At 72.8% G+C, this 22,726-nt stretch carries 18 protein-coding genes; 8 read left to right on the top strand and 10 right to left on the bottom strand.

All coding sequences use genetic code 11. From position 1 onward, the window contains the following. Positions 1–6: 6 nt before the first annotated feature. Genes argF through K6I34_RS00915 form a run of 3 tightly spaced genes read left to right on the top strand, consistent with a single transcriptional unit; the run spans position 7 to position 3,530 of the window. Positions 7–1,008, top strand: a complete 1,002-nt coding sequence (gene argF, locus K6I34_RS00925; protein WP_229322048.1) for an ornithine carbamoyltransferase — start codon at positions 7–9, stop codon at positions 1,006–1,008. Between the two features lie 48 nt (positions 1,009–1,056). Further along, on the top strand, positions 1,057–2,010 hold the full coding sequence (locus K6I34_RS00920) for a carbamate kinase (protein WP_229322047.1): 954 nt from the start codon (positions 1,057–1,059) through the stop codon (positions 2,008–2,010). Further along, a complete protein-coding gene (locus tag K6I34_RS00915; protein WP_374230763.1) occupies positions 2,007–3,530 on the top strand; it encodes a YfcC family protein in 1,524 nt (507 codons plus the stop codon). Before K6I34_RS00920 ends, K6I34_RS00915 begins: the two co-directional genes overlap by 4 nt. 73 nt (positions 3,531–3,603) lie before the next feature. Here K6I34_RS00915 and K6I34_RS00910 read toward each other — a convergent pair whose 3' ends face one another. The 5 genes from K6I34_RS00910 to glsA form a co-directional block, all read right to left on the bottom strand. Then, positions 3,604–4,350: a thioredoxin domain-containing protein gene (locus tag K6I34_RS00910; RefSeq protein WP_229322046.1), complete on the bottom strand. Its 747-nt coding sequence runs from the start codon at positions 4,348–4,350 to the stop codon at positions 3,604–3,606. Further along, complete coding sequence (hemG, locus tag K6I34_RS00905) at positions 4,347–5,732, bottom strand: protoporphyrinogen oxidase (RefSeq protein ID WP_229322045.1); 1,386 nt, start codon at positions 5,730–5,732, stop codon at positions 4,347–4,349. Before hemG ends, K6I34_RS00910 begins: the two co-directional genes overlap by 4 nt. A gap of 61 nt (positions 5,733–5,793) precedes the next feature. Beyond that, positions 5,794–5,928, bottom strand: a complete 135-nt coding sequence (locus tag K6I34_RS38155; protein WP_275126942.1) for a hypothetical protein — start codon at positions 5,926–5,928, stop codon at positions 5,794–5,796. A gap of 48 nt (positions 5,929–5,976) precedes the next feature. Next, positions 5,977–7,173: a TIGR04053 family radical SAM/SPASM domain-containing protein gene (locus K6I34_RS00900; RefSeq protein ID WP_229322044.1), complete on the bottom strand. Its 1,197-nt coding sequence runs from the start codon at positions 7,171–7,173 to the stop codon at positions 5,977–5,979. Positions 7,174–7,515: 342 nt separating this feature from the next. Next, positions 7,516–9,219: a glutaminase A gene (gene glsA / locus K6I34_RS00895; protein WP_229322043.1), complete on the bottom strand. Its 1,704-nt coding sequence runs from the start codon at positions 9,217–9,219 to the stop codon at positions 7,516–7,518. Between the two features lie 427 nt (positions 9,220–9,646). Between glsA and K6I34_RS00890 the strand changes: the two genes are divergently transcribed. Next, positions 9,647–10,609, top strand: coding sequence for an alpha/beta hydrolase family protein (locus K6I34_RS00890; protein ID WP_229322042.1), 963 nt, complete (start codon positions 9,647–9,649; stop codon positions 10,607–10,609). Here K6I34_RS00890 and K6I34_RS00885 read toward each other — a convergent pair. Both K6I34_RS00885 and K6I34_RS00880 read right to left on the bottom strand, forming a co-directional pair. Beyond that, positions 10,590–13,562 (bottom strand): FAD-binding and (Fe-S)-binding domain-containing protein, encoded by a 2,973-nt coding sequence (locus K6I34_RS00885; RefSeq protein ID WP_229322041.1) that lies wholly within the window; start codon positions 13,560–13,562, stop codon positions 10,590–10,592. The genes K6I34_RS00890 and K6I34_RS00885 overlap by 20 nt on opposite strands. Before the next feature lie 59 nt (positions 13,563–13,621). Next, complete coding sequence (locus K6I34_RS00880) at positions 13,622–14,788, bottom strand: alanine--glyoxylate aminotransferase family protein (RefSeq protein ID WP_229322040.1); 1,167 nt, start codon at positions 14,786–14,788, stop codon at positions 13,622–13,624. A 97-nt stretch (positions 14,789–14,885) separates the two neighbouring features. Here K6I34_RS00880 and K6I34_RS00875 point away from each other — a divergent pair, with 97 nt between their 5' ends. The 3 genes from K6I34_RS00875 to K6I34_RS00865 all read left to right on the top strand — a co-directional run bounded on the left by K6I34_RS00875 (position 14,886) and on the right by K6I34_RS00865 (position 18,181). Continuing rightward, positions 14,886–15,677 (top strand): IclR family transcriptional regulator, encoded by a 792-nt coding sequence (locus K6I34_RS00875; RefSeq protein ID WP_229322039.1) that lies wholly within the window; start codon positions 14,886–14,888, stop codon positions 15,675–15,677. Positions 15,678–15,915: 238 nt separating this feature from the next. After that, positions 15,916–17,661 carry an L-lactate permease gene (locus K6I34_RS00870; protein ID WP_229322038.1) on the top strand — a complete coding sequence of 582 codons (1,746 nt, stop codon included), beginning with the start codon at positions 15,916–15,918 and terminating at the stop codon, positions 17,659–17,661. 334 nt (positions 17,662–17,995) lie between these two features. Continuing rightward, complete coding sequence (locus K6I34_RS00865; protein ID WP_229322037.1) at positions 17,996–18,181, top strand: DUF1737 domain-containing protein; 186 nt, start codon at positions 17,996–17,998, stop codon at positions 18,179–18,181. A 141-nt stretch (positions 18,182–18,322) separates the two neighbouring features. Here the strand turns inward: K6I34_RS00865 and K6I34_RS00860 are convergent, their stop codons facing one another. From K6I34_RS00860 to K6I34_RS00850, 3 genes are all read right to left on the bottom strand, one after another. Then, on the bottom strand, positions 18,323–19,654 hold the full coding sequence (locus tag K6I34_RS00860; RefSeq protein ID WP_229322036.1) for an MFS transporter: 1,332 nt from the start codon (positions 19,652–19,654) through the stop codon (positions 18,323–18,325). Further along, a complete protein-coding gene (locus K6I34_RS00855) occupies positions 19,651–20,769 on the bottom strand; it encodes a PLP-dependent cysteine synthase family protein (protein WP_229322035.1) in 1,119 nt (372 codons plus the stop codon). The genes K6I34_RS00860 and K6I34_RS00855 overlap by 4 nt, the downstream gene beginning before the upstream one ends. 671 nt (positions 20,770–21,440) lie before the next feature. Continuing rightward, positions 21,441–21,896, bottom strand: a complete 456-nt coding sequence (locus K6I34_RS00850; protein WP_229322034.1) for a hypothetical protein — start codon at positions 21,894–21,896, stop codon at positions 21,441–21,443. A gap of 278 nt (positions 21,897–22,174) precedes the next feature. Here K6I34_RS00850 and K6I34_RS00845 point away from each other — a divergent pair. Further along, positions 22,175–22,726 (top strand): hypothetical protein (locus K6I34_RS00845; RefSeq protein WP_229322033.1); only part of this gene is annotated, 552 nt, incomplete at its 3' end.

Genomic DNA, 22,726 nt, shown 5'->3' with positions numbered 1-22,726 from the left:
ACCGACATGGCTCTCAACCTGCGCCACCGCAGCTTCCTCAAGGAGACCGACTTCACGCCGGCCGAACTCCGCTTCCTGCTCGACCTGTCCGCCAGGCTGAAGACCGCCCGCCACGCGGGCACCGAGCAGCAGCGGCTGCGGGGCAGGAACATCGCCCTGATCTTCGAGAAGACCTCCACCCGCACCCGCTGCGCCTTCGAGACCGCGGCCCACCAGCAGGGTGCCCACGTCACCTACCTGGAGCCGGCGGGCTCGCAGATCGGGCACAAGGAGTCCATCAAGGACACCGCGCGCGTCCTCGGCCGGATGTACGACGGCATCGAGTACCGCGGCAGCAGCCAGGACATCGTGGAGCAACTGGCCGACTACTCGGGCGTGCCCGTGTGGAACGGCCTGACGGACGAGTGGCACCCCACCCAGTCCCTGGCCGACGTCCTCACCATGTGGGAGCACACCGACAAGCCCCTGCACGACGTCTCCTTCGCCTACCTCGGCGACGCCCGCAACAACGTCGGCAACTCCCTGCTGGTCGCGGGAGCCATGTTCGGCATGGACGTCCGCATGGTCGGCCCCGGGAGCCTGCGCAACGCGCCCGACGTGGTCAAGGAGGCCCAGCGCGTCGCGGAGGACACCGGGGCCCGGATCACCCTCACCGAGGACCTCGAAGAGGGCGTCGCCGGAGCGGACTTCCTCTACACCGACGTGTGGGTGTCCATGGGCGAGCCCAAGGAGATCTGGGACGAGCGCATCGCCCTGCTCAAGCCCTACCAGGTGACCTCGAAGGTGCTCGCCGCGACCGGCAACCCCCGGGTGAAGTTCCTGCACTGCCTCCCCGCCTTCCACGACGCGGAGACCACCGTGGGCGCCGAAGTCCTGGCCCGCACCGGCATGAAGGCCCTCGAAGTCACCGACGAGGTCTTCGAGTCCTCGCACTCCATCGTCTTCGACCAGGCCGAGAACCGCGTGCACACCATCAAGGCCGTCCTCGTCGCCACCCTCGGCGACTGAGCCTTCCCGACCGAGCCTTCACGACTGATCGTCCAACAGGAGAGAACCATGCGCGTCGTCGTCGCCCTCGGCGGCAATGCCCTGCTCCGCAGGGGAGACCGCCCGGACGCGGCCGTGCAGCAGGCCAACGTCAGGGCGGCCGTGGCCGCCCTGGCCCCCCTGGCCGGGCAGCACGAACTCGTCATCACCCACGGCAACGGCCCCCAGGTCGGCCTGCTCGCCCTCCAGAGCGCGGCCGACCGCTCCCTCACCTCCCCCTACCCCTTCGACGTCCTCGGCGCCGAGACCCAGGGCATGATCGGCTACTGGCTGCTGCAGTCCCTGCAGAACGCCCTCCCCGGCCGCCAGGTGTGCGCCCTGCTCAACCAGACTCTCGTCTCGGCCGCCGACCCCGCCTTCGCCGACCCCGCCAAGTTCGTCGGCCCCGTCTACGCGCGCGAGGAGGCCGAACGCCTCGCCGCCGAACGCGGCTGGACGGTGAAGGCCGACGGCCCGCACTGGCGCCGGGTCGTACCGTCCCCCGACCCGCAGCGCGTCGTCGAGACACGGCTGATCCGCCTCCTGCTCACCTCCGGAGCCGTGGCCGTCTGCGCCGGCGGCGGAGGCGTCCCCGTGATCCGCGACGAGCAGGGGCGGCTGACCGGGGTCGAGGCCGTGGTCGACAAGGACCTCACCGCCTCCCTGCTGGCGGAGGCGCTGGACGCCGACGCGCTGCTGCTGCTGACCGACGTGCCCCGGGTCGTCCGCGGCTACGGCACCCCCGACGCGGAACCCATCGGCCGCACGACCCCCGCCCGGCTGCGCGCGGAGCGGTTCCCGGCCGGGTCCATGGGCCCCAAGGTGGAGGCCGTGTGCCGGTTCGTGGAGCTCACCGGCGGTTTCGCCGCCATCGGGGCCCTGGCCGACGCGGCGGCCATGCTCGACGGCACCGCGGGCACCCTCGTCACCCCCAGCGGCCGCTACCCCGAGGACGGCAACGACGATGCGGAGGCCCGGCCGTGACCACCACCGCGTCCGCACCGGTCCCCGCGGGCCCGGACAGGGAACCCGAACCCGGCCCGCCACGGCGCGGCCTCCGCTTCCCCTCCGCCTACACCGTCCTGGCCGCGGTCACCGTCGTGGTCTGGGGCCTGACCTTCGTCATCCCCCCGGGCCGCTACGACACCAAGAACGGCGCGCCGGTCCCCGGCACCTACCACTCCGTGACGCTGACCCAGGGCTTCGGGAGCCGGCTCAAGGACCTCTTCCTCTCGCCCGTGAACGGCCTGTACGGCGTCACCGACGCGCACTCCGGACTCACCGCGCCGGGCGGCAGCGGCCAGTTCTTCGGCGCGGCGGGGGTGTTCCTGTTCGTCCTCGCCGTCGGCGCCTTCATCACCGTCACCCTGCGGACCGGCGCCCTCACCAGCGGGGTCGCCCGGCTCGCCGAGCGGCTCCGCCGCCACCGGACCCTGCTGCTGGTGGTGCTGCTCGCCCTCTTCTCGCTCGGCGGCACCACCTACGGCATGGCCGAGGAGACGCTCGGCTTCTACGGGCTGATGGTGCCGCTCATGCTCAAACTCGGCTACGACAGGATGGTCGGCGCGACCGTCATCATGGTCGGCGCCGGAGTGGGCACACTCGCCTCCACCGTGAACCCCTTCGCCACCGGCGTCGCGTCCGACAGCGCCGGCATCGGCACCGGGGACGGCATCGTGCTGCGCCTGCTGATGTGGGCCGTCCTGACCGCCGTGGCCGCGGTGTACCTCGTGCGCTATGCCAACCGCGTGCTCGGGGACCCGACGCGCTCCCTGGTCGCACCCCTACCCGAGGACGAGGAACTCAAGGCGGCGGGCGGCGCCGAGGGCCGCCTCCCGGCGCGGCAGCGGCTCGTGCTCGCGGTCTTCGCGGCCACGTTCCTCTTCATGATCTTCGCGGTGATCCCCTGGGCGGACCTCCACGTCACCTTCCTGCCCACCCTGGGCTGGTACTTCCCCGAGCTCGCCGCCCTGTTCATCGTGGCCGCCGTCGCCGTCGGCCTCATCGCCGGGCTCGGCGAGAAGGGCACCGCGAACGCGATCGTCGCGGGTGCCGGGGACTTCATCGGCGCGGCCCTCATCATCATGCTGGCGCGCGGTGTCACCGTCATCATGAACAACGCCAGCGTCACCGACTCCATCCTCGACGCGCTGCACGGCGTGGTCTCGGGCACCTCGTCGGGCTTCTTCGCCGTGCTGATGTTCCTGGTGAACATGCCGCTGGCTTTCCTGGTCCCCTCCTCCTCGGGGCACGCGGCCCTGGCCATGCCGATCCTCGCCCCGCTCGCCGACTTCGCCGGAGTGAGCCGTTCCCTGGTCGTCACCGCGTACCAGTCGGCCTCCGGGTGGGTCAACCTCGTCACCCCGACATCCGCGGTCGTGATGGGCGGCCTGGCCCTGTCCAAGGTGCGCTACGACCGGTACCTGCGCTTCATGGGGCCGCTGATGGGCATCCTGCTCGTCGCGGTGTCCGGCTTCATGGTCCTCGGCGCGGTCGTCATGTGACAGGAGCGCACGGCTGCGCGTACGGCCCGCGGGTTCACCACCCGCGGGCCGTACGCGTACGCGCGACGATCGCTCACGACGCGGCTCTGCCGACCAGCTCCGTGAACTCGGCGGGCGTCACGGAGGAAGTGCCGTCGCCGGAGAGCACGTTCAGGGGCCGGCCGTCGAGCTTGACGACGGGGGTGCCCTTCTCACCGCTCGTGTAGAAGGCCGATGACACCTTCTCCACCCACGGCATGTACGTGAGTTCCTTGACCGCCTTGTTGAAGGCGGGCGTGCGCAGCCCGTCGATCCGGTCGGCCAGGTCCAGCAGGGTCGCGGTCGAGCCGAACTTGTCGTCCTTCTCGTCGTCCGGCTGGTGGGTGAACAGGGCTTCGGCGTACGCCATGAACTTCCCGGGGCTCTCGTCCGCCGCCGCGCCGAGCGCGTTGAGGGCGCGCTTCGAGCCCTTGCCGCCGAGGGCGCCGTCCAGGAAGGTCGCGAAGTGGTACTCGATCCTGAACACCTTCCTGTCGGCGAGTTCCCCGAAGGTCCTTCCGAGCCCCTTCTCGACAACGGCGCAGTACGGACAGCGCGGGTCGAGCCAGACGGACAGCGTGTGCCCGGCGTCGGCCGTGCCGTAGGGGATGACGGTGCCGCCCTCGCCCGAGGTGTGCGCGGGTGCGGTGGCGGGCCGTTCCGCGGCCCCGGACCTCCCGGCGGGCGCGCCCAGGTACCAGCCGGCACCCGCCGCCAGCCCCAGGGCGGTGGCGGCGGCGAGGCCGGTCAGCGCGTACCGGCGGGTCTTCGCGCGCCGCGTGACAGCGGTCCGCGCGTTCACAGGCCGCTCCCGGCGGTCCGCCCCAGCGTGCGCAGGGCGGCGTCGCGCGCCCCGGCGACACAGGCGGCGATGCCCACGCCCTCGTACGCGGCCCCGCACACCTCCAGACCGGGCAGCCCGGCCACGGCGTCGCGGATCGTGCGCACCCTGTCGAGATGTCCCACGGAGTACTGCGGCAGCCCCCGCGCCCACCGTGAGACATGGAAGTCGAGCGGCCGGCCCAAGGGACCCAGGATCTCCGACAGTTCCGCGAGGCAGACGGCCGCCAGCTCGCCGTCCTCCCGGCCGAGCAGGGACTCCTCGCCCAGCCGCCCGACGGAGGCGCGCAGGATGAACGTCCCGGGGGCGGCCTCGGCGAGCCACTGCCACTTGTTGGTGAGGAAGGTGGCGGCCTTGACGGCCTTGCCCTCGACGGGCGGGACGAGGAATCCGTTGCCTCGGGGCACCCCCGGCAGCTGCGCGCGCTCGAAGGCCAGGGTCACCAGTGCCATGCTCGCGTGCTCGATCGCGCTCAGCTCGCGGGCCGCCGCGGGCGCGTGCGGCCGCAGCAGCGGGGCGGCGGCGTAGGCCGGGGCGGCCAGGATCACGGCGTCGGCCTCCAGCCCGCGGCGGGAGGAGCCGGAGAGGGCCACCTGCCAGCCGGTGGCGGTGCGGCGCAGTTCCCGCACCCGGGTCCCGGTGAGCACCCGCACCCCGCAGGTGTCGGCCAGGGCGTGGGGCAGGCGTGCCAGTCCGCCGCGCAGCCCCTGCATCACGGCGGGCGGCGCCCCTGCCCCGGACGGCTTACGGGATCGCAGGGCGGCGAGCAGTGAACCGCCCCGGGCGGCGATGTCCGCGACCCCGGGCAGTGCGGCGCGCAGCGAGATCCGGTCCGCCCGCCCCGCGTAGACCCCGCCGAGCAACGGCTCGACGAGCCGGTCCACCGCCTCCCAGCCGAGCCGGTCCGTGAGATACGCCCCGACGCTCGTGTCGCCGTCCAGGGGCGCGGCGGGAAGCTCTTCCTCGCGCGCGAGCCGGGCCAGGCCCTCGGGCGACAGCAGGCCGGTGTCCCGCAGCGCCGCGAGGTCCGTGGGTATCCCCATGACGTGGCCCGCGGGCAGGGCGCGCAGAGTGCCCCGCGTCCACATGGTGACGGGGGCTCGCGTGGGCGTGACGAGGTCGTCGCCGAGCCCGACGGCCTTCGCGAGGTCCACCGCCTCCGGGCGCAGGGCAAGCATCGCCTCCGCGCCGTCGTCGACGGGGACGCCCGCGACGGTGCCGGAGCGCAGGATGCCGCCCGGCCGCGGGCCGGCCTCCACGACGGTGACCTCGGCCTCGGACCTGAGGTGCCACGCCGCGGTCAGGCCGCTGACGCCGCCGCCGATGATGACTACTGATTGCACGAGGGCCTCCTGGCCGGTCGGGGTCGGGTGTCAGGGTGTCGATGACGGGGCGTCAGGTGCGTCAGGTGCCCGGCAGGCCGGTGGCGAGGAGGACCACTCCCAGGGAGCCGGGCAGGGAGGCGACCACGAGCGCCCGGGCGATCCCCGTCCGGCCGCGGGAGTACGCCTGGCCGTGGGCGGCGGCTGCCGCCGGCACCACACGAAGCGCACCAGCGTTCAGAGCGTCATGGCGCGTGGTCTCCGCTCACCTCGCGGCGAGCAGCAGCTGTGCCACTTCCCGCTGGTGGGGGAAGGAGCCCGGACGGTATCCGCACCAGGGCTCCTGGGCGTACGGGTCACCGGTCGCGCTGTAGGCGCGCGAGCGCGAACCCCCGCAGACCGTGCGGAATTCGCACCGGCCGCACCGGCCGCCGAGCCGGTCGGGGTCGCGCAGACCCGTGAACAGGGCGGAGGTGCGGTAGATCTCGGTCAGCGCCCGGGCGCGCACGTTGCCCGCGGCGAGGGGCAGGAAGCCGCTCGGGTGCACCGAGCCGGTGTGGGAGACGAAGGCGAATCCCCGGCCCGCGTCGATGTCCAGCGGGGGACGCCGAGTGCGCCGCGCCGCGACGTCCAGTCCGAGTTCGGCGGCACGCTCGCGCAGCCGCTCGTACAGGGGGCCGAGCCCCAGTGCCGCGACGTGGTCCTCGTTCCTGGCCGCCAGCACCACGCGCTGCAGGGCGACGCGGCGGAAGTGGTGCGCCTCGGCGGCCTTGGCGGGCACCGCCGCCCCCACGTCGTGGACGAAGTTCAGGACGTCCTCGGCCTCGCCGGGCGTGAGCCGGTCCAGCAGTCGGCCGCGTCCGGTGGGCACCAGGAAGAAGGCGCTCCACACCGTCGCCCCGTGCTCGCGCACCAGGGCGACGAGGTTCGGGAGGTCGAGCAGGTTGTGGCGGGTGACCGTGGTGTTGATCTGCACCTTGAGCCCCAGCCGGCGGGCCGTGTCCCAGGCGTCCAGCGTCCAGCGGTACACGCCGGGCACGCCCCGGAAACTGTCGTGCAGCGACTCGGTGGACCCGTCCAGGCTCAGCGAGAGCCCGACCGCCCCCGCGTCGTGCAGGGCGCGCAGGTTCCCGGGCGTGAGCGTGGGCGTGCCGGAGGGGGCGACAGCCACGCGCAGCCCGGAGAGGGTGCCGTAGGCGATCAGTTCCAGGAGGTCGGGCCGCAGGAAGGGGTCGCCGCCGGTGATCACGAACAGGGGCGCGGGGCGGCCGAACGCGGCGACCTGGTCGAGCAGTTCCTTGGCGGCGTCGGTGCCGAGTTCACGAGGGTCCCGGTCGGGGACCGCTGCGGCCCGGCAGTGGCGGCAGGCGAGCGGGCAGGCCCGGGTGGACTCCCAGATGACGATGCACGGCCGGTCCGTCACGTCGTGCCGCGCGCCGCGCACCGGACGAGGGGTGCTCATCGCTGCCACCGGCCGCGACCGGCCGCCCGGGAATACGGATGCCCCGGGCGGACCGGCCGGTGACCGACGGGAGGTGCCGTGTGTGCCGCCCGCCCGGCCGTGAGTGAGGGGGAGTGGCCGGGTTGGCGCTGCCTGCGGTCGTACACGGGAACCTCCGTATCGGTTGCCGCCCAGCATGCCGCGTCGGGCTGTCCGCGGGCGGCGGCCGAGCGGTGCCCGCTTCCGGACCGTTGGTCCCGCGTCCGATGCCGGTTCCGGGGCCGTGCGGCCACCCGGACAGGGACCTTTCGCCCCGCCTTGCCCGCTTCGCTCTCGCCTGGCGTTCGACCTCATGCGCTGTCATCACCGGCGTCGACTCCCCCGTGACCTACGGGAACTCAGGCTGAAAGGGGTCCGGTGACAGTGTGCCGGGGGCGCCGGGGATGCCGGGGAATCCGCCGTCTCGCCGGCCTCGGCCAGCAGCCGGGCCAGTTCCTGGTGTCCGGACCGGCGGGCGTCGTCCAGAGGCGTCCCGCCCCAGCGGTCCACCGGATGCGGGGCGACTCCTCTGGACAGGAGGAATTCCACGGTGCTGCGGTGCCCCTCGGCCGCGGCCAGGTGCAGGGCGGTACGTCCGTCGTAATCGGCGGCGTCGAGGGGGACGTTGCAGGCGGCCAGGCGGCGGATCTCGTTGAGGTCGCCCCTGCTGGCGGCGAAACACAGGCCCACAATGCCTTCGGTGGCACTCTGGTGGCGCTTGAGGCGGGGGTCGCGTTTGCCGGTCTCGGCTCCGGTGCCCGTGAGCACATCGTAGGTGTGCACGTTGTAACAGTCGACCAGACGTCGGCAGACCTCGATCCCCCGTACCGAATTCCCATGGCCGTCCAGACGGGGTGACCAGATGGCGATGCCCATCAACTGGGGGACGACCAGCATCAGGGCGCCGGAAACCCCGCTCTTGGCAGGCAACCCGATGGTGAAGGCGAACTCGCCGGAGAAGTCGTACATCCCGCACGAGGACATCAGCGACAGACAATGGCGCACCGTCTGGGCGGAGAACACCGGGTCCTCCGTCAGGGGGCACACGCCGCCGTTCGCCAAAGAAGCCGCCGCAATGGCCAGTTGCCGTGCGGTGACCTCGATGGAACAGCACTGGAAATAGAACTCCAGGGTCGCCAGCAGATCGGTGCCGGGCGGGAAGGCGCCGCGTTCCCGCATCGAGTAGCCGAGCGCGAAATTACGGTCCGCGGTGCTGCGCTCGGACAGGTAGACGGAGTTGTTGAACCCCACGCCGCGCCCGCCGGCGAGTCGTTTCCAGGTACCGGCCACGAAGTCGAAACGGTCCGCGGCGTCGAGGCCGCGTTGGATGAGCGCGCAGCTCATGATGGCACCGGCGTTTATCATCGGGTTGTGCGGCAGGCCCGCTTTGTTGAAGGTCAGTTCGTTGAAGACCTGGCCGCTGGGTTCCCTTCCCACATGCCGGTGGACGGTGTCGGGGCCGTGTTCCTCCAGGGTGAGGCAGTAATTGACGGGCTTGGAAACCGACTGCAGGCAGAAGTTCACCTCCGCGTCGCCGACGGAGAAGCGCTGTCCGTCCACCGTGCAGACCGAGATCGCGAACTGGTCCGCGTCCACCCGCGCGAGCTGGGGGATGTACGTGGCGGCGGTGCCGCTCCGGTCGGCACGGACCTCCTGATGGATGCGTCGGAGGTCGCCCACCAGCGAGGGGAAGTCGGGAACCGCGAGCTCCCCGCAGGCAGCCCGCTCGATGATGCCCCGGTTGTGCCGGATCGCGGTGGCGAACTCCTCCTCGGTCAGCAGCAACGGACCGGTCGTCGGCCGCGTGGGCCGGGTTCGCTCCAGGTGGGCGATGGTTCCGGCGATCCGGGGGTCGTCGGGCAGGATGCCCGCTTCACGTAACACCGCCAGCAGCCGGTCGGGGGACGGCAGGCCGGACGCGTCCTGGGCGAAGCAGCCGAGAACGTCCGCACGGAATCCCCCGCTCCGGTCGGTGGCTCGGGCCGTGGGGGAGCCCGTGGTCCGCTTCCCGCTCCTCGCAAGGGACATGGCACCTCTCCGTCGAACTCCTGCAGGCGGGTACGGCGAGCCCCGGGCGGTGTCCCGGAGCGTCGGCGCCGTACCCCGGGAGTCCCCGTCGCACCGGCGATTACCGGCCACCAATGACGATATCCAGCCAGCTTGGTGATTGTCTGCGGGCTCGGGCCGGTGGTGCGGTTGCGCACCGCAGGTGCGCGTGGCTCCTCACACGCCGCGCACCGCCACCACACTCCTGGACGGAGGCTCGGCGAGCGGTTGCCACTCCCGCTGCCGACGGTCGAAGCCGACTCGGACCACCCGGACTCGGACACCGGGAGGCGGGGAGCCGGGCGTGCCGGCTGACCGAAGTCACGCCGGAGCGCGGCGACCGGTACTACCATCATCCGTCGAGTGGCGGAGAACCGGTGGGCTTCGGGTCGGGGGGCGGATGCCGACGATGAGACGACTGCTTCCAGCACTGCCGCTGCTGGGCGTCATCGCCGTACTCGCACTGTCCGCCGTGCCCGCGCGGGCCCAGGGCGATGCGGCCCGGGTGGTGGCCGAGCGGCGGGTCACCGCACGGCAGCTCGATCTGACCGTCTCCTCTCCCGCGCTCGGCCGCACCGCCGGGGTCCGGCTGCTCACCCCCGACGGCTGGCGGTCCCGGCCGCACCGCAGCTGGCCCGTACTGTGGCTGCTGCACGGATGCTGCGACGACTACACCAGCTGGACCGCGAACACCGACCTGGCGGGCATCCCGGAGCTGCGCCGGGTGCTGGTGGTGATGCCCGAAGGGGGCACGGCCGGCTTCTACAGCGACTGGCGGAACCACGGAGCCCGCGGCGCGCCGCGCTGGGAGACCTTCCATCTCACCGAGCTGCGGCGGCTGCTGGAGCGTTCCTACGGCGCGGGGCCCGGCCGGGCGGTCGCCGGGCTGTCGATGGGCGGTTTCGGGGCACTGTCCTACGCCGCCCGGCACCCGGGCATGTTCCGCGCCGCCGCCTCCTACAGCGGGGTCGCCGATCCGCTCTACCAGCAGGGCGGTCCGGCCAACGTGCTGGCCATCGTGCGCGGCCAGGGCGCCGACCCGTACGCGCTGTGGGGCGATCCGGTGGCCGACCGGAGGATCTGGGCGGAGCACGATCCGTACGTGCTGGCCGGGGCGTTGCGGCGGCTGCCGGTCTTCCTGTCCTGCGGGGACGGCACCGCGGGCCCGTTCGATCCGCCGGGCGCGACCAGCGCGTACGAGACCCTCTTCCTGGCCGAGAGCCGTCATGTGGCCGACCGGCTGCACGCGCTCGGCAACCACCGTCTGGTCACCGACTTCTACGGCCACGGCACGCACGAATGGCCGTACTGGCAGCGTGAACTGCACCGCTCGCTGCCGCTGTTGCTCGGCGCTATGGGTGCGCGGGGCTGAGGCCGGTCCGGTCGGCGGCGGGACCCGGCCGCAGCGCCTCGCGGATGAGCTCGACGGGGTGCCAGGCCCTGCGTCCCGTTCCGTGGCGGATCTGCTGGCGGCAGGAGACGCCGGTCGCGACGAGCACGGTCTCGTCGGCCTCGGCGCGGATCGCGGGGAACAGGCGGTCGTCGCCCACGGTCATGGACAGGTCGTAGTGCTCGGACTCGAAGCCGAACGACCCGGCCATGCCGCAGCAGCCGGCGTCCAGCTCGACGACCTCGGCACCGGGGAGGCGCCGCAGCAGCTCGACCGTGGCCTGTGTGCCGACCTCCGCCTTCTGGTGGCAGTGGCCGTGGAAGAGGAGCCTGCGCCCGGCCGGCCAGGAGTCCTCGCGCAACCGCAGCCGCCCCTCGTCCACGGCCTCCGTGAGCAGTTCCTCGATCTGGCGCACCCGCCCGGCGAGGTCCTCGACCACGGGGTCGCCCGGGTGCAGGGACCGGAACTCGTCCCGCAGCGTCATCAGGCACGAGGGCTCGCAGCCGACGACCGGTGAACCGGGCTCGCCTGCGCGCGCGATGGACCGGGCGAGGGCGAGACTCCTGGCCTTGGCGTCGTCCACCAGGCCCTTGGACAGGGCGGCCCTGCCGCAGCAGCCACCGCTCTCCAGCCGGACCCGCCAGCCGCACAGCTCCAGCAGTTCCACGGCCGCGCGGCCGACGCCCGGTTCCGTGAAGGTGGTGAAGGAGTCCGCGAGGAACGTCACGGTGCCACGAGGCTCGGACGGCGCCCCGGGCACGCGTCGGCGGAACCACCGCACGAGGTCCTCGCGGGCGAAGACCGGCAGGGGCCGGGCCGCGGTGATGCCCAGGAAACGGTCCATGAGCAGCCGCACCGGGCGGAGGCGACCGGGGAGATTCGAGAGCGGCGCGGTCGCCGACCCCAGCCGGTTCAGCGCGCGGACCGAGGCGAAGACGCGGGACCGGGCGGGGACGCCGTGCAGGTCGTGGTGGTGGGAGAGGGCCTCGGCCTTGAGCGCCGCCATGTCCACCCCGAGAGGGCACTCGCTCTTGCACGCCTTGCACATCAGGCACGGGTCGAGGATCGCGTGCAGGCGCTCGTCGCCCAGGGCGCGCCGAGGGTCCGGCTCGGAGAGCGCCTTGACCAGGGCACCCGCCCGGCCGCGCGTGGAGTCCTGCTCGTCACGGGTGGCCATGTAGGACGGGCACATGGTGCCCGTGGCGCTCTTGCGGCACTGGCCGATGTTCATGCACCGGTCGGCCGCCGCGCGCATGCCGCCGACCACCTCGAAGTCCAGCCGGGTGCGCAGCGGGACCGCGGGGGCGAGGTCCCGGTCGCGCAGGTGGTCGGTCATGGGCGGGGCGTCCACGATCTTGCCGGGGTTCAGCCGGCCGTCGGGGTCGAAGAGGCGCTTGACCTCGCGCATGGCCTCGTACAGCCGGGGCCCGAAGAGCTCCCGGTTGAACTCGCTGCGTGCCAGACCGTCGCCGTGCTCGCTGGAGTTGACGCCGCCGTACTCGGTCACGAGGTCCTTGACCTTCTCGGCGACGGCCCGCATCGCGCGCACCTGCCCGGGGTCGCGGAGGTCGACGAAGGGGCGGATGTGCAGGCAGCCGACCGAGCAGTGCCCGTAGAACCCGGCCGTCAGCCCGTGCCGGTCGAGGACAGCCTGGAAGCGCCGAGTGTACTCGGCGAGGTGGGCGGGGTCGACGGCGGTGTCCTCGACGAACGCCAGCGGACGCCGTGTGCCCTCGCCCGCGGCCATCAGCAGCCCCAGACCGGCCTTGCGCACCGTGAGCAGGGCGGACTGCTGGTCGGGGGTGACGGCGTGCAGCGTGTGGTAGCCGTGGCCGTGGCGGTCCCACAGCGCGCCGAGCGTGGACAGGCGCCCCAGCAGTTCCCGCTCGTCGTCCCCGGTGAACCCGACGAGGAGCAGCGCGCCGGGATCGCCGTGGAGCCGGCTGCCGAGCGCGGCGTACGCGGGCTTGCGGCGGGACAGTTCGAGGATGGTGCGGTCCAGCAGCTCCACGGTGGCCGGGCCGCAGGAGAGGGCGTCCTCGGTGGCCGCCACCGCCTGCGCGACGGAGGCGAAGTGCCCCACGGCGTGGACGGTACGGGCGGGCCTGGGCACCAGGCCGACCTCGGCCAGGGTGGCGACGACGAGGGTGCCCTCGGAGCCGACGACGAACTTCGCCGGGTCGAAGGGGGCGCCCTCGGCCGCGAGGCGGTCGAGGCGGTAGCCCCCGGCACGGCGCCAGTGGGCGGGGTAGTCCTCGGCGATGGCCGTCGCGTTGGCGCGCACGATGCCCGGCAGCGTGCGGTGGACGCGGCCCTCCAGCGTCGGCAGGGCGGCGCGGCGCGCGCGCTCGGCCTCGGTGACCGGCGCGAGCCGCGCCCGCGTCGCGTCGGAGAACACGACGTCGAGCGCCCGTACGTGGTCGATGGTCATGCCGTACCGCAGCGATCCGCTGCCCGCCGAGTTGTTGCCGACCATGCCGCCGATGGTGGCCCGGTTGCTGGTGGAGGTGTCGGGGCCGAACATCAGGCCGTGCACCGCCGCCGCCCGGTTGAGCCGGTCCTGCACGACCCCGGGCTCGACCACCGCCGTACGCGCCTCGGGGTCGAGCGCGACGACGCGGTCCATGTGACGGGACAGGTCCAGCACGAGGCCGGGGCCCACGGTCTGGCCGGCGAGGCTGGTCCCCGCGCCGCGCGGCAGTACGGAGACGCCGTGCTCGGCCGCGGCGGCGACCGCCGCTTGGACGTCGTCGGCGTCGCGGGGGAAGGCCACGCCCAGCGGGGTGATCGCGTACATGCTCGCGTCGCGCGCGTACAGATGGCGGGTGTAGGAGTCGAAGCGGACCTCGCCACCGAGGTCGCGCCGCAGGCGTTCGGCCAGGTCGGGGGCGGGGGAGTCCTGAGGGGCGTCAGCGCCCGGGTCGGTTGCCGTCATGTCCGTGTCTCCCTGATGCCGGGGGCGAAGACGAGGGGGGAAGCGGGCGGTGGCGCCGGTCACGGGGCGCGCAGCAGTTCCAGGGCCGCGTCCAGGCCGCCCGGTCGTACGGGCACGCCCGCGAGCGTCAGGCCCAGCTTCACACCGGCGAGGGTGCCGGCGAGCGTGAGGTCGCCGAGGTGTCCGAGGTGGCCGATGCGCAGGACCCGGCCCGCGAGCCTGCCCAGGCCCGCCCCAAGGGACATGTCGAACCGGTCCAGGACGATCCGGCGGACCCGGTCGGCGTCGTGTCCGTCGGGCAGGAGGACGCCCGTGAGCGAGGACGAGTACGCGCGTTCGTCGGCGCACAGCACGTCGAGTCCCCAGCCGCGCACGGCGGCACGGGTGGCGGCGGCGTGCCGGGTGTGCCGGGCGAAGACCTGGGGGAGCCCTTCCTCGGCGAGCATGCGCAGGGCCTCGTCCAGGCCGAGGAGCAGATTGGTGGCCGGGGTGTACGGGAAGAAGCCGTGCCGGTTGGCCTCGACGACCGGCCCCCAGTGCCAGAAGGACTTCGGCAGCCGGGCGGTGCGGGAGGCCGCGAGGGCCTTGGCGCCGAGGGCGTTGAAGCCCAGCCCCGGGGGCAGCATCAGACCCTTCTGCGAGCCGGCCACGGTGACGTCGACCCCCCACGCGTCGTGGTGGTAGTCGATCGAGCCGAGCGAGGAGATCACATCCACGAGCAGCAGGGCCGGGTGCCCGGCGGCGTCCATGGCCCGGCGGACCTCCGGGACCGGGCTGGTGACGCCCGTCGAGGTCTCGTTGTGCACGACGCATACGGCCTTGATCGACCCGCCCGGGTCCGCGTCGAGTTCGCGGCGCACGTCGTGGGGGTCCACGCCGTGCCGCCAGTCGCCCGGGACGAGGGTGACCCGGAGCCCCAGGTCCCGCGCCATGCGCTGCCAGAGCGTGGCGAAGTGCCCCGTCTCGAAGCAGAGCACGCGGTCGCCCGGGCTGAGGGTGTTGACCAGGGCGGCCTCCCAGGCGCCGGTACCGGAGGACGGGTAGATCACGACCGGCCCCTCGGTGTCGAACACCGGCTTGAGGGCGCCGAGCAGACGGAGCGTCAGCTCGGCGAACTCCGGTCCCCGGTGGTCGATCGTCGGGGCGGACATGGCGCGCAGCACGCGGTCGGGGACGTTGGTGGGGCCGGGGATCTGGAGGAAATGGCGTCCGGTGCGGGAGGTCATGCGATCAACTCCCTTGACCCTTGTGCCGTTTCACGGCACGGCGTATCGTGAGGTGGCACGCTGGAGCGTAGGCTCTGTTCGCGGAGGGAGTCAATGCGTGCAGAACGTTCTCAACGCCCTTCGGGTCCTGGAGGAGGTCGCCGACCGGCAGCCGGTCGGCGTCACGGACCTCGCGCGTGCCATGGGACTTCCCAAGAGCTCCGTGCAACGCGCCCTGGTCACCCTGCACACCGCCGAGTGGATCCAGCCCGCCGGGGACACCCCCACCCGCTGGGCCGTCACCACCAAGGCGCTCCACGTGGGCCGCCGCGCCGCCGGTGAACTCGGGCTGCGCGACGCCGCCGTGCCGGTGATGGAGGAGCTGCGCCGGCGCACCGACGAGACGGTCCATCTGGCGGTGCCGGAGGGCGGCAAGGTCGTGCTGATAGAACGGCTGGAGACCGCGCAGCCGGTGCGCATCGTGCTGCCGCTGGGGCAGATCCTCCCCCTGCACGCGTCCTCGAACGGCAAGGCCGTGCTCGCCGCGAGCCCCGACGAGGTCGTCGAGCGGTACATCGCCGAAGGGCTGCCCGGCTTCACCGGCACCACCATCACCGACCCGGGGCGGCTGCGTACCGAACTCGCCGGCATCCGGGCCCGGGGCTACGCGGCCAACCGGGGCGAATGGCGCGCGGACGTCTCCGCCGTCGCGGCCGCCGTCGTCGGGGGCGCCGACCGTGACGGCCTGCCCGTGGCGAGCGTCAGCGTCAATGTGCCGACCAGCCGGATGACCGACGCGTCACGCTCGGCGTTCGGCGCCCTGGTCGCCGCCGCCGCGAAGACGCTCGGCGACGTGCTCGCCCGTCGCCGGGCGCCGGACCGTGACACGGCACGGCACCGGACCCCTTGACGGCGCGGGGGAGGGCCTCCATGCTGACGGCACTCGGGAGCGAAGTTCCGTATAGCGGAAGTCGCGTGTCCTTGCCCGCCTGGTCCGCCTCGTCCGCCTGTTCCGCTTCTGCACAGCCCCTCGCCGTGTCCGGCATGGCCTTCGCCGTGCCCGGTGCGGGATCTGCCGTGTCCTGTCGCGGACGGATGGAGCGCTTGGCCTCCCGGTCCCCACCGGCCGGAGAAAGCGAGACGCATCCGTGTACCGTCAGGTGACCGATCCGCTGGGGCACCCCGCCCTCACCGCGCTGCTCGCCGCCCTGCCCCTGCTGGTCCTCCTGTTCCTCCTCGGGGTCGTGCGGACCAAGTCCCACACCGCGGCCCTCGGCGGCCTCGCGACCGCCGCCCTCGTCGCCATCGCCTGCTACCGCATGCCCGTGCTCCAAGTGGCGGACGGCGCGGCCGAAGGGGCGGCCTTCGGACTGTTCCCCATCGTCTGGATCGTGCTCAACGCCGTATGGATCAACAAACTCCAGCGCGCGTCCGGGCACTTCGACACCATCGGGAAGGTCTTCTCCTCCCTGTCGGACGACACCCGCGTCCAGGCACTCCTGATCGCCTACTGCTTCGGCGCCATGATCGAGTCGCTCTCGGGCTTCGGCACCCCCATAGCGATCACCTCGCTGCTGCTGCTCGCGCTCGGACTCGAACCGCTCAAGGCCGCCGCGGTCGCCACCTTCGCCAACACCGCGCCCGCGGCCTTCGGTTCGGTCGGCAACCCCATCCAGGCACTGGCCAAAGTCACCTCCTACTCCACCCACGACCTCGGGGCCATGGTCGGGCGGCAGTCCCCGGTCGTCGCCTTCCTCGTCCCCTTCGCCCTGCTGCTGATGCTGGACGGGCGGCGGGGGCTGCGCGAGGTGTGGCCCGCCGCGGCCGTGGCAGGGGCGGGATTCGGCGCCGGTCAGTTCCTGTGCGCGAACTACCTCGTCTACCAGCTCACGGACGTCGGGGCCGCCGTGGCCTCCACCGTCGCGCTCGTGCTGCTCCTGCGCGTGTGGACGCCACGGCGCCGGACGGCGGCCGAGGGCGAAGGAGGGGGCGGGGTGAGCGCTTCTGCCGTGCCGACTGCCACCGTGAACGCCTTGGGCGGGCCCGCTGTCGCGGCGGGCGCGCCGCTCGTGCCCGCACCCGCACCCGCTCCTGCCGCGGAAGCGGTGGCCGGAACGGTCACCGGCCCCGCATGGCGGCCGGACGGGCGGTCCGAGGCCGTGCGGGCCTTCTCCCCTTACGCCATCCTCACCGTGCTCTTCGCGCTCGTGTCGCTGCACGGGCCCGTCGAACGGTTCGTCCGGTCCTTCGACACGAGGTTCGCCTGGCCCGGGCTGCACGTGGCCGGCGCCTCGGGCCGCCCGGTGTCCATCGCCGACTTCGACTTCGGCTGGCTCGGCGCGGCGGGCACCCTGCTGCTGACGACCGGCGTCCTGACATCGTGGCTGCTGCGCGTGCCGCTCCGGCAGGCCGTGCGCTGCTACGGGCAGGCACTGCGGCAACTGCGCCCGGCGGCCCTCACCATCGCCTGCGTCCTCGCCCTCTCCTACGTCATGAACCTCTCCGGGATGGCCGTCTCCCTGGGCACCTGGCTGGCCGGGATCGGGAGCGCGTTCGCGCTGCTCTCCGGTTTCCTCGGCTGGTTCGGTGTGGCGCTGACCGGTTCGGACACCTCCTCCAACGCGCTCTTCGGGGCCATGCAGGTCTCCGCCGCCCGGCACTCGGGACTCTCCCCGCTGCTGATGGCAGCCACGAACAGCAGCGCGGGCGTCCTGGGCAAGGCCGCCGCCATGCAGAACCTCGTCATCGCGGCCGGCGCGCTGGGCCTTTCCGGCCGCGAAGGGGAGATCCTCCGCAAGGTCATCGGCTGGAGCCTCGGCCTGCTCGTCGTGCTCTGCCTCGTCGCCCTGCTCCAGTCCACGCCGGTCCTGGACTGGATGGTGCCGGGCGGCTGACACATCGCCCCCGGCATGCGCGGTCGCCACGCCCGCCGCACAGCGGCCCCGCACGCGCCGCCTGGGTGCCGGCAAAAGGGAGGAGCGAATGAGCATGACACCCTGCAACTTGGCGTCGGCGGACAGCGGCAGCAGGGCCCAACGGTTGTCCACCACGGCCGGCTCGCAGGGCGGCTCCGGGAGGACGCGGGCATCTTCCGCCCAGCCGTGCTGGATCAGTGCCCCTGCCTGCGGGGCGAGCCCACCCGTTCGGCTTACGATCTTGAGAACGATGGGCTTCGGCCCACCGATCCCGCCGACTCGGTCAGTGAGTGCGTCTGGAATCCTTCTCCCCATGAGCACACCACCAGACGGACTGCCCGTCTATCGAGTCCTGACCGGACCGGACAACGCCACGTTCTGCCGGCGTGTGAGCGAAGCGCTTGCTCTTGGCTACGAACTGCATGAAGGCCCCGCCGCCACCTTCAACGGTGAGAACGTCATCGTCGCCCAGGCACTGGTCTGGCCGTCACGGTCGTAGGGGGTCGCGCGACGACGAGAAGCCTCGTGCCGCACGCGACCAGGGCCGCTGTCCGCCGGAGAACGGCGCGAGCGGGGGCGCGGCGGGCCGAGGGGCAGCGGCTTTGCGGCTGCCTGCCCCTCGGCCGTGCGACGCGATGGACTACGCGGTGACGGGACGGGGCCCGGGCGCGGCGGTGAGCCGGCCGGTGCGGTGTAGCCCGTACAGAGCCGCCGCGCAGGCCAGCCCGAGCATGAGCAGGGCGAGCCAGGGCAGGGCGGACAGCCCGGCGGCGCGGGAGGCGTCGAGGGCTGCGCCTGTGAGGAGGTTGCCGAGGGTGATACCGATGCCGCAGATGGTGTTGTAGAGGCCGTAGTGGGTGGCGACGAGGCGGTTGCCGGAGAGCCGGACGATGGTGTCCATCTCGAAGGGGTACGCGATCATCGTGCCCAGGGCCAGCAGCAGCGCGGACAGCGTCGGCGGCACGGCCGCCAGCAGCCACAGCCCGATCCCACCGCCCGGCACCGGAACGGCTGTCGCGACGAGCAGCGGGACGAACGCCACCGCCATCGTCAGCAGCCCCAGCCCGAGAGCCCGGCCCGGTTCCATGCGGGCCTTGCACCAAGCGGTGACCCTGGTCTGCAGGACGATGGTGCCCAGCCCGGAGACGGCGAAGAGCCCCGCCACGGCCACGGTGCCGAAGTTCCCGTCACCGCCCAGGCGCCGCACCTCCAGAGGCAGGGCGAGATAGACCTGGAAGGACAGCACATACGAACCGATCATGGCGGCGGAGAAGAGCAGGAACGGCCGGTTGGCCACGATGCCGCGCCACTGTTCCCGCGGCCGCCGCTCGGGCCGGTCCGCGCCGTTCCCGCCCGCGGCGCCGTGCCCGTCCGGGCCGTGCCCGTCCGCGGCTTCGGCCCGGCGGGCGGGCAACGCCCGTATCTGCACGGCGCTCAGCAGCGCGAAGATCCCGGCCGCCACCAGGCAGGTGACACGGAAGTCCACGCCGGTGAGCACCATGCCCACCAGAGGACCGGTGAGGATACCGGCCTGGTAGAAGACGTTGAAGAGCGCGAACGCCTCCACCCGGCGCTCTCCCGCGTCGGCGGCCAGGTAGGCCCGCACCGCCGGATTGAACAGCGCTCCTGCCAGCCCCGTCGCGGCGGACGCGGCCAGGAGCGCGGGCAGCGAGTCCACGAGCCCGAGAGCGGCGAAGCCGACGGTGCGCAGGACGCACCCGGCGACGATCAGAGGCTTGTAGCCGAAGCGGTCGGCGAGCGCGCCACCGACCAGGAACATGCCCTGCTGGCTGAAGTTGCGTATGCCCAGGACGAGCCCGACCGTCCAGCCCGCAAGGCCGAGCGTCCCGGACAGGTGTGCGGCCAGATAGGGCATCAGCATGTAGAAGCCGAGGTTGATGGTGAACTGGTTCACCATCAACAGCTGGACACTCCGTTCGTACGAACGGACCTGCGCGAGCGCGGCCTTCACCCGGTCACCTCGCGCTGCGCACGCTCCGCGTCGAGGGCCAGCGGGTCGACGACCTCGGTGCACCGCGTCCAGCGCGTCACCTCCTTGTCGTCGGGGCGGGCGATCTCGTCCGGCTCCTGGGCAGGAGGCGATTCCAGCAGGCCGTGGGCCGCGCAGTACTCGTCGTCGTAGACCGTGCCGAGGTAGCGCTGCGGCCCGTCGGGGAAGACCGCCGCGATCCTGGTGGCGGCCGGAAGCGTACGGGCCAGCCAGCCGGCGACGAGCGCGACCGCGCCGACGCTCCAGCCGCCGGTCGCGTAGTGGGAGGACGCGAGCAGACGGCAGGCCCACACCGCTTCGGCAGGGGCCACCCAGTGCACCTCGTCGAACGTTTCATACGCCACGTTGCGGGGGTGGATGCTCGAACCGAGACCGCGCATCAGACGGGGGCGGGCGGGCTGGCCGAAGATCGTCGAACCGATGGTGTCCACGCCCACGACCCGCAGCCGCGGGTGGAGCTGGCGCAGGACGCGCGAGACGCCCGCGGAATGGCCTCCGGTGCCGACGCTGCACACCAGGACGTCGATGTGGCCCAGCTGGGCGGCGAGTTCGAGGGCGAGCGGGGTGTACGCGGTGATGTTGTCCGGGTTGCCGTACTGGTCCGGGCACCAGGAGTCCGCGTGGTGCGCGAGGAGTTCGGTCACGCGGTCGCGCCGGGCCTGCTGCCACCCGCCCGTGGGGTGGGCGTCGGTGACGATGTCGACCCGGGCGCCGTAGGCGGCCAGCAGCCGGTTCATCGACGGTTCGAGGCCGGGGTCGGTGACCAGGGTGACGGGGTGTCCGTAGACCATGCCGGCGAGGGCCAGGCCCAGGCCGAGGGTTCCGCTGGTCGATTCGACGATCCGGCCACCGGGACGCAGGTCGCCCCGGGCACGGGCCCGTTCCACCATGTGCAGGCCGGGCCGGTCCTTGATCCCGCCGGGGTTGAAGCCCTCCAGCTTGGCCCAGAAGCCGCGGCCGGAGGGCGTGAGCGGTTCGCTGACGCGCAGCACGGGGGTGTTGCCGACCAGCCCTGTGAGTCCTGTGAGAGAGGACCGGCCGGGTATCGCGTGGTCGTCGGTGATCGACGAGTTCATCTCTGTCACTCCTGTCGGTGATTGGCGCATGTGAGGCTCGTGGGGAGGCGAGCTCCTACAAACGCCACCGACAGCTGACGGAGAGCACGGCCCTGGGCTCGGATATGCGCGCACCGGTGGGCTGTACGTCACCCCGCGGGTGGCGCACGGCCGCGGTCCGCGGGACCGGCTCCGGGCCCGGTCCCTGCGGAACGTGACGGGCGGAAGGGCGGGCGGTACTGGCACCTGCCTCGCTCTTCCGCTCATGGCAGGGATGCGGGGCCTGCGGCAGGTCCTGCATCTGCGAAGACACGGCCGCGATGGGTGAGCCGGCACCGGGGGACGCGACAGGGGCCGGATGCCCTGCGCAGCCCAGGACCGGCAGGAGCAGGGCGCCCAGGACGAGGACGACGCTCCACAGGCTCCAGTGGGCGAGCCGGCCGGACGGGCGGTGGTCAAGGAAGGACGGCAAGGCGAACTCCGCTCGGCTGCCACGCGGCAGCGGTCACCGGAAACGGGCGGGAGAGACAAGCCGTCGAGAATCCCCGGGAAGGCGCGTACGGCACGGAGGCGCGGAGGTACCGACGCGCGGAGGTACGGAGGCTACGGAGGTACGGACGCGCGCGAAGACGCGGGCAAGTGCCCTCGGAACCAGGGGGTATCGGCGGCCGGCGGGGGAGACCGGCCGGTTTCTAGATCCGCAGATTCGCTGCCTGGTGCGGATACTCCGTGGCACGGGCGTTCACCGTGGCGGCGGCCGAGCACGGCGCGGCCGGGAACTGCCCGACATCCGCCGTCAGGACGCTGTGCCCCACAGCGGTCGGCTCATCGACCAGCGGATCGTCCTGCGGCTTGCCGGACAGACACTCGCCACCGGGATGGGCGTCGTCGCCCTGCTCGGGATGCGACCCGGAGGCGTCGGCATCATGCGGGGCCTCGGCCCTGTCGCCGTCGGACGTCGCGGCCGCGGCCGTAGCCGAGGATGACACCATCATGCTCGCGGTGACATGTCCCGAACCGCTTTCCATGCCGAGCCCGTGCGTGGAGAACAACGCGAACAGAAGGGCCCCCAGCCACAGCAGACGCGACACGGACCCGCGAGCACGGGCGACGCGTCGTATGCCGAAAGGCGACCGGGCGGTGACCATGCCGTGATGGTAACCGCCCGGCGGAAGTTCCTCCCACACACCTCCGTGGAAACAGCGTGAACAAGCCACGAACGGACGGGGACTTGCCGGACAGCCGCCCAGGACTCCCCGGTCACATGGATCGCAGCTCCCGCGTGAAAGGCCGAACACCCGGTGGCCTGTGCCGTGATGCGCCCCGTACATACCCACTGCGCCCCTCGCCGGGCGGTGTCCCGCCCGACCGGCCCCGTGCACCCTGGGCTCACCACTCCCGTGGTGGCGGCTCAAGGGGGACATCCGTGCCAGATCCGGTCACCGTCGAGATCGAACCTTTCCACGGCGGGAGAGGGGCGGCAGCGTCCCTCGCCGGGGACCTCACCGGCCTGCCGGCCGTCCGCGAACACCTCACCGGCCCCCGGCTTGGCGTCGCCGACTTCCAGGTCCTGGAGAAGGAGCCGTCCCCCGGCTCCCCCTTCCGGGCCCTGGTCCACGACCCGGACGCCTACCGCTCCCTGGAGGTCACCGGCCGACTCGACGACCTGGCGGGCGCGCGGGCGCGCTTCGTGCGGTTCCGGCCCGTGCCCGGTGCCGAGGAGTTCGCGCGGGCCGTCGAGGCGCTGCGCGGCCACGGTACGTTCGGGTCCGTCCTCGCCTCCGGCCGCGTCACCGCGTACCGGCCGATGCCCCCGCTCGCCGACGTCACCAACCCGGACGGCACCGTCGACCGCGTGGTCACCGTGGGCCTCCACGACCCCGAGGGCATCGTCAGGCACCGTATCGTCGGCGTCCGCATGCGGGACCATGCGGTGATCCCCGACCCCGAGGGCGTGCCCGCCCCCTCGGCCCTGGAC

This window comes from Streptomyces sp. UNOC14_S4, from assembly GCF_020740835.1.
GTDB lineage: Bacteria > Actinomycetota > Actinomycetes > Streptomycetales > Streptomycetaceae > Streptomyces.
This window is presented reverse-complemented; position numbering and strand designations above follow the sequence as displayed.

Excerpts from the sequence above, each read along its gene's own strand:
- K6I34_RS00880 (WP_229322040.1), bottom strand. The coding sequence starts at position 14,788 with ATGACCTCCCGCACCGGACGCCATTTCCTCCAGATCCCCGGCCCCACC.
- K6I34_RS00900 (WP_229322044.1), bottom strand. The coding sequence starts at position 7,173 with ATGAGCACCCCTCGTCCGGTGCGCGGCGCGCGGCACGACGTGACGGAC.
- argF (WP_229322048.1), top strand. The coding sequence starts at position 7 with ATGGCTCTCAACCTGCGCCACCGCAGCTTCCTCAAGGAGACCGACTTC.
- K6I34_RS00850 (WP_229322034.1), bottom strand. The coding sequence starts at position 21,896 with ATGGTCACCGCCCGGTCGCCTTTCGGCATACGACGCGTCGCCCGTGCT.
- K6I34_RS00890 (WP_229322042.1), top strand. The coding sequence starts at position 9,647 with ATGAGACGACTGCTTCCAGCACTGCCGCTGCTGGGCGTCATCGCCGTA.
- glsA (WP_229322043.1), bottom strand. The coding sequence starts at position 9,219 with ATGTCCCTTGCGAGGAGCGGGAAGCGGACCACGGGCTCCCCCACGGCC.
- K6I34_RS00865 (WP_229322037.1), top strand. The coding sequence starts at position 17,996 with ATGAGCACACCACCAGACGGACTGCCCGTCTATCGAGTCCTGACCGGA.
- K6I34_RS00855 (WP_229322035.1), bottom strand. The coding sequence starts at position 20,769 with ATGAACTCGTCGATCACCGACGACCACGCGATACCCGGCCGGTCCTCT.
- K6I34_RS00885 (WP_229322041.1), bottom strand. The coding sequence starts at position 13,562 with ATGACGGCAACCGACCCGGGCGCTGACGCCCCTCAGGACTCCCCCGCC.
- K6I34_RS00920 (WP_229322047.1), top strand. The coding sequence starts at position 1,057 with ATGCGCGTCGTCGTCGCCCTCGGCGGCAATGCCCTGCTCCGCAGGGGA.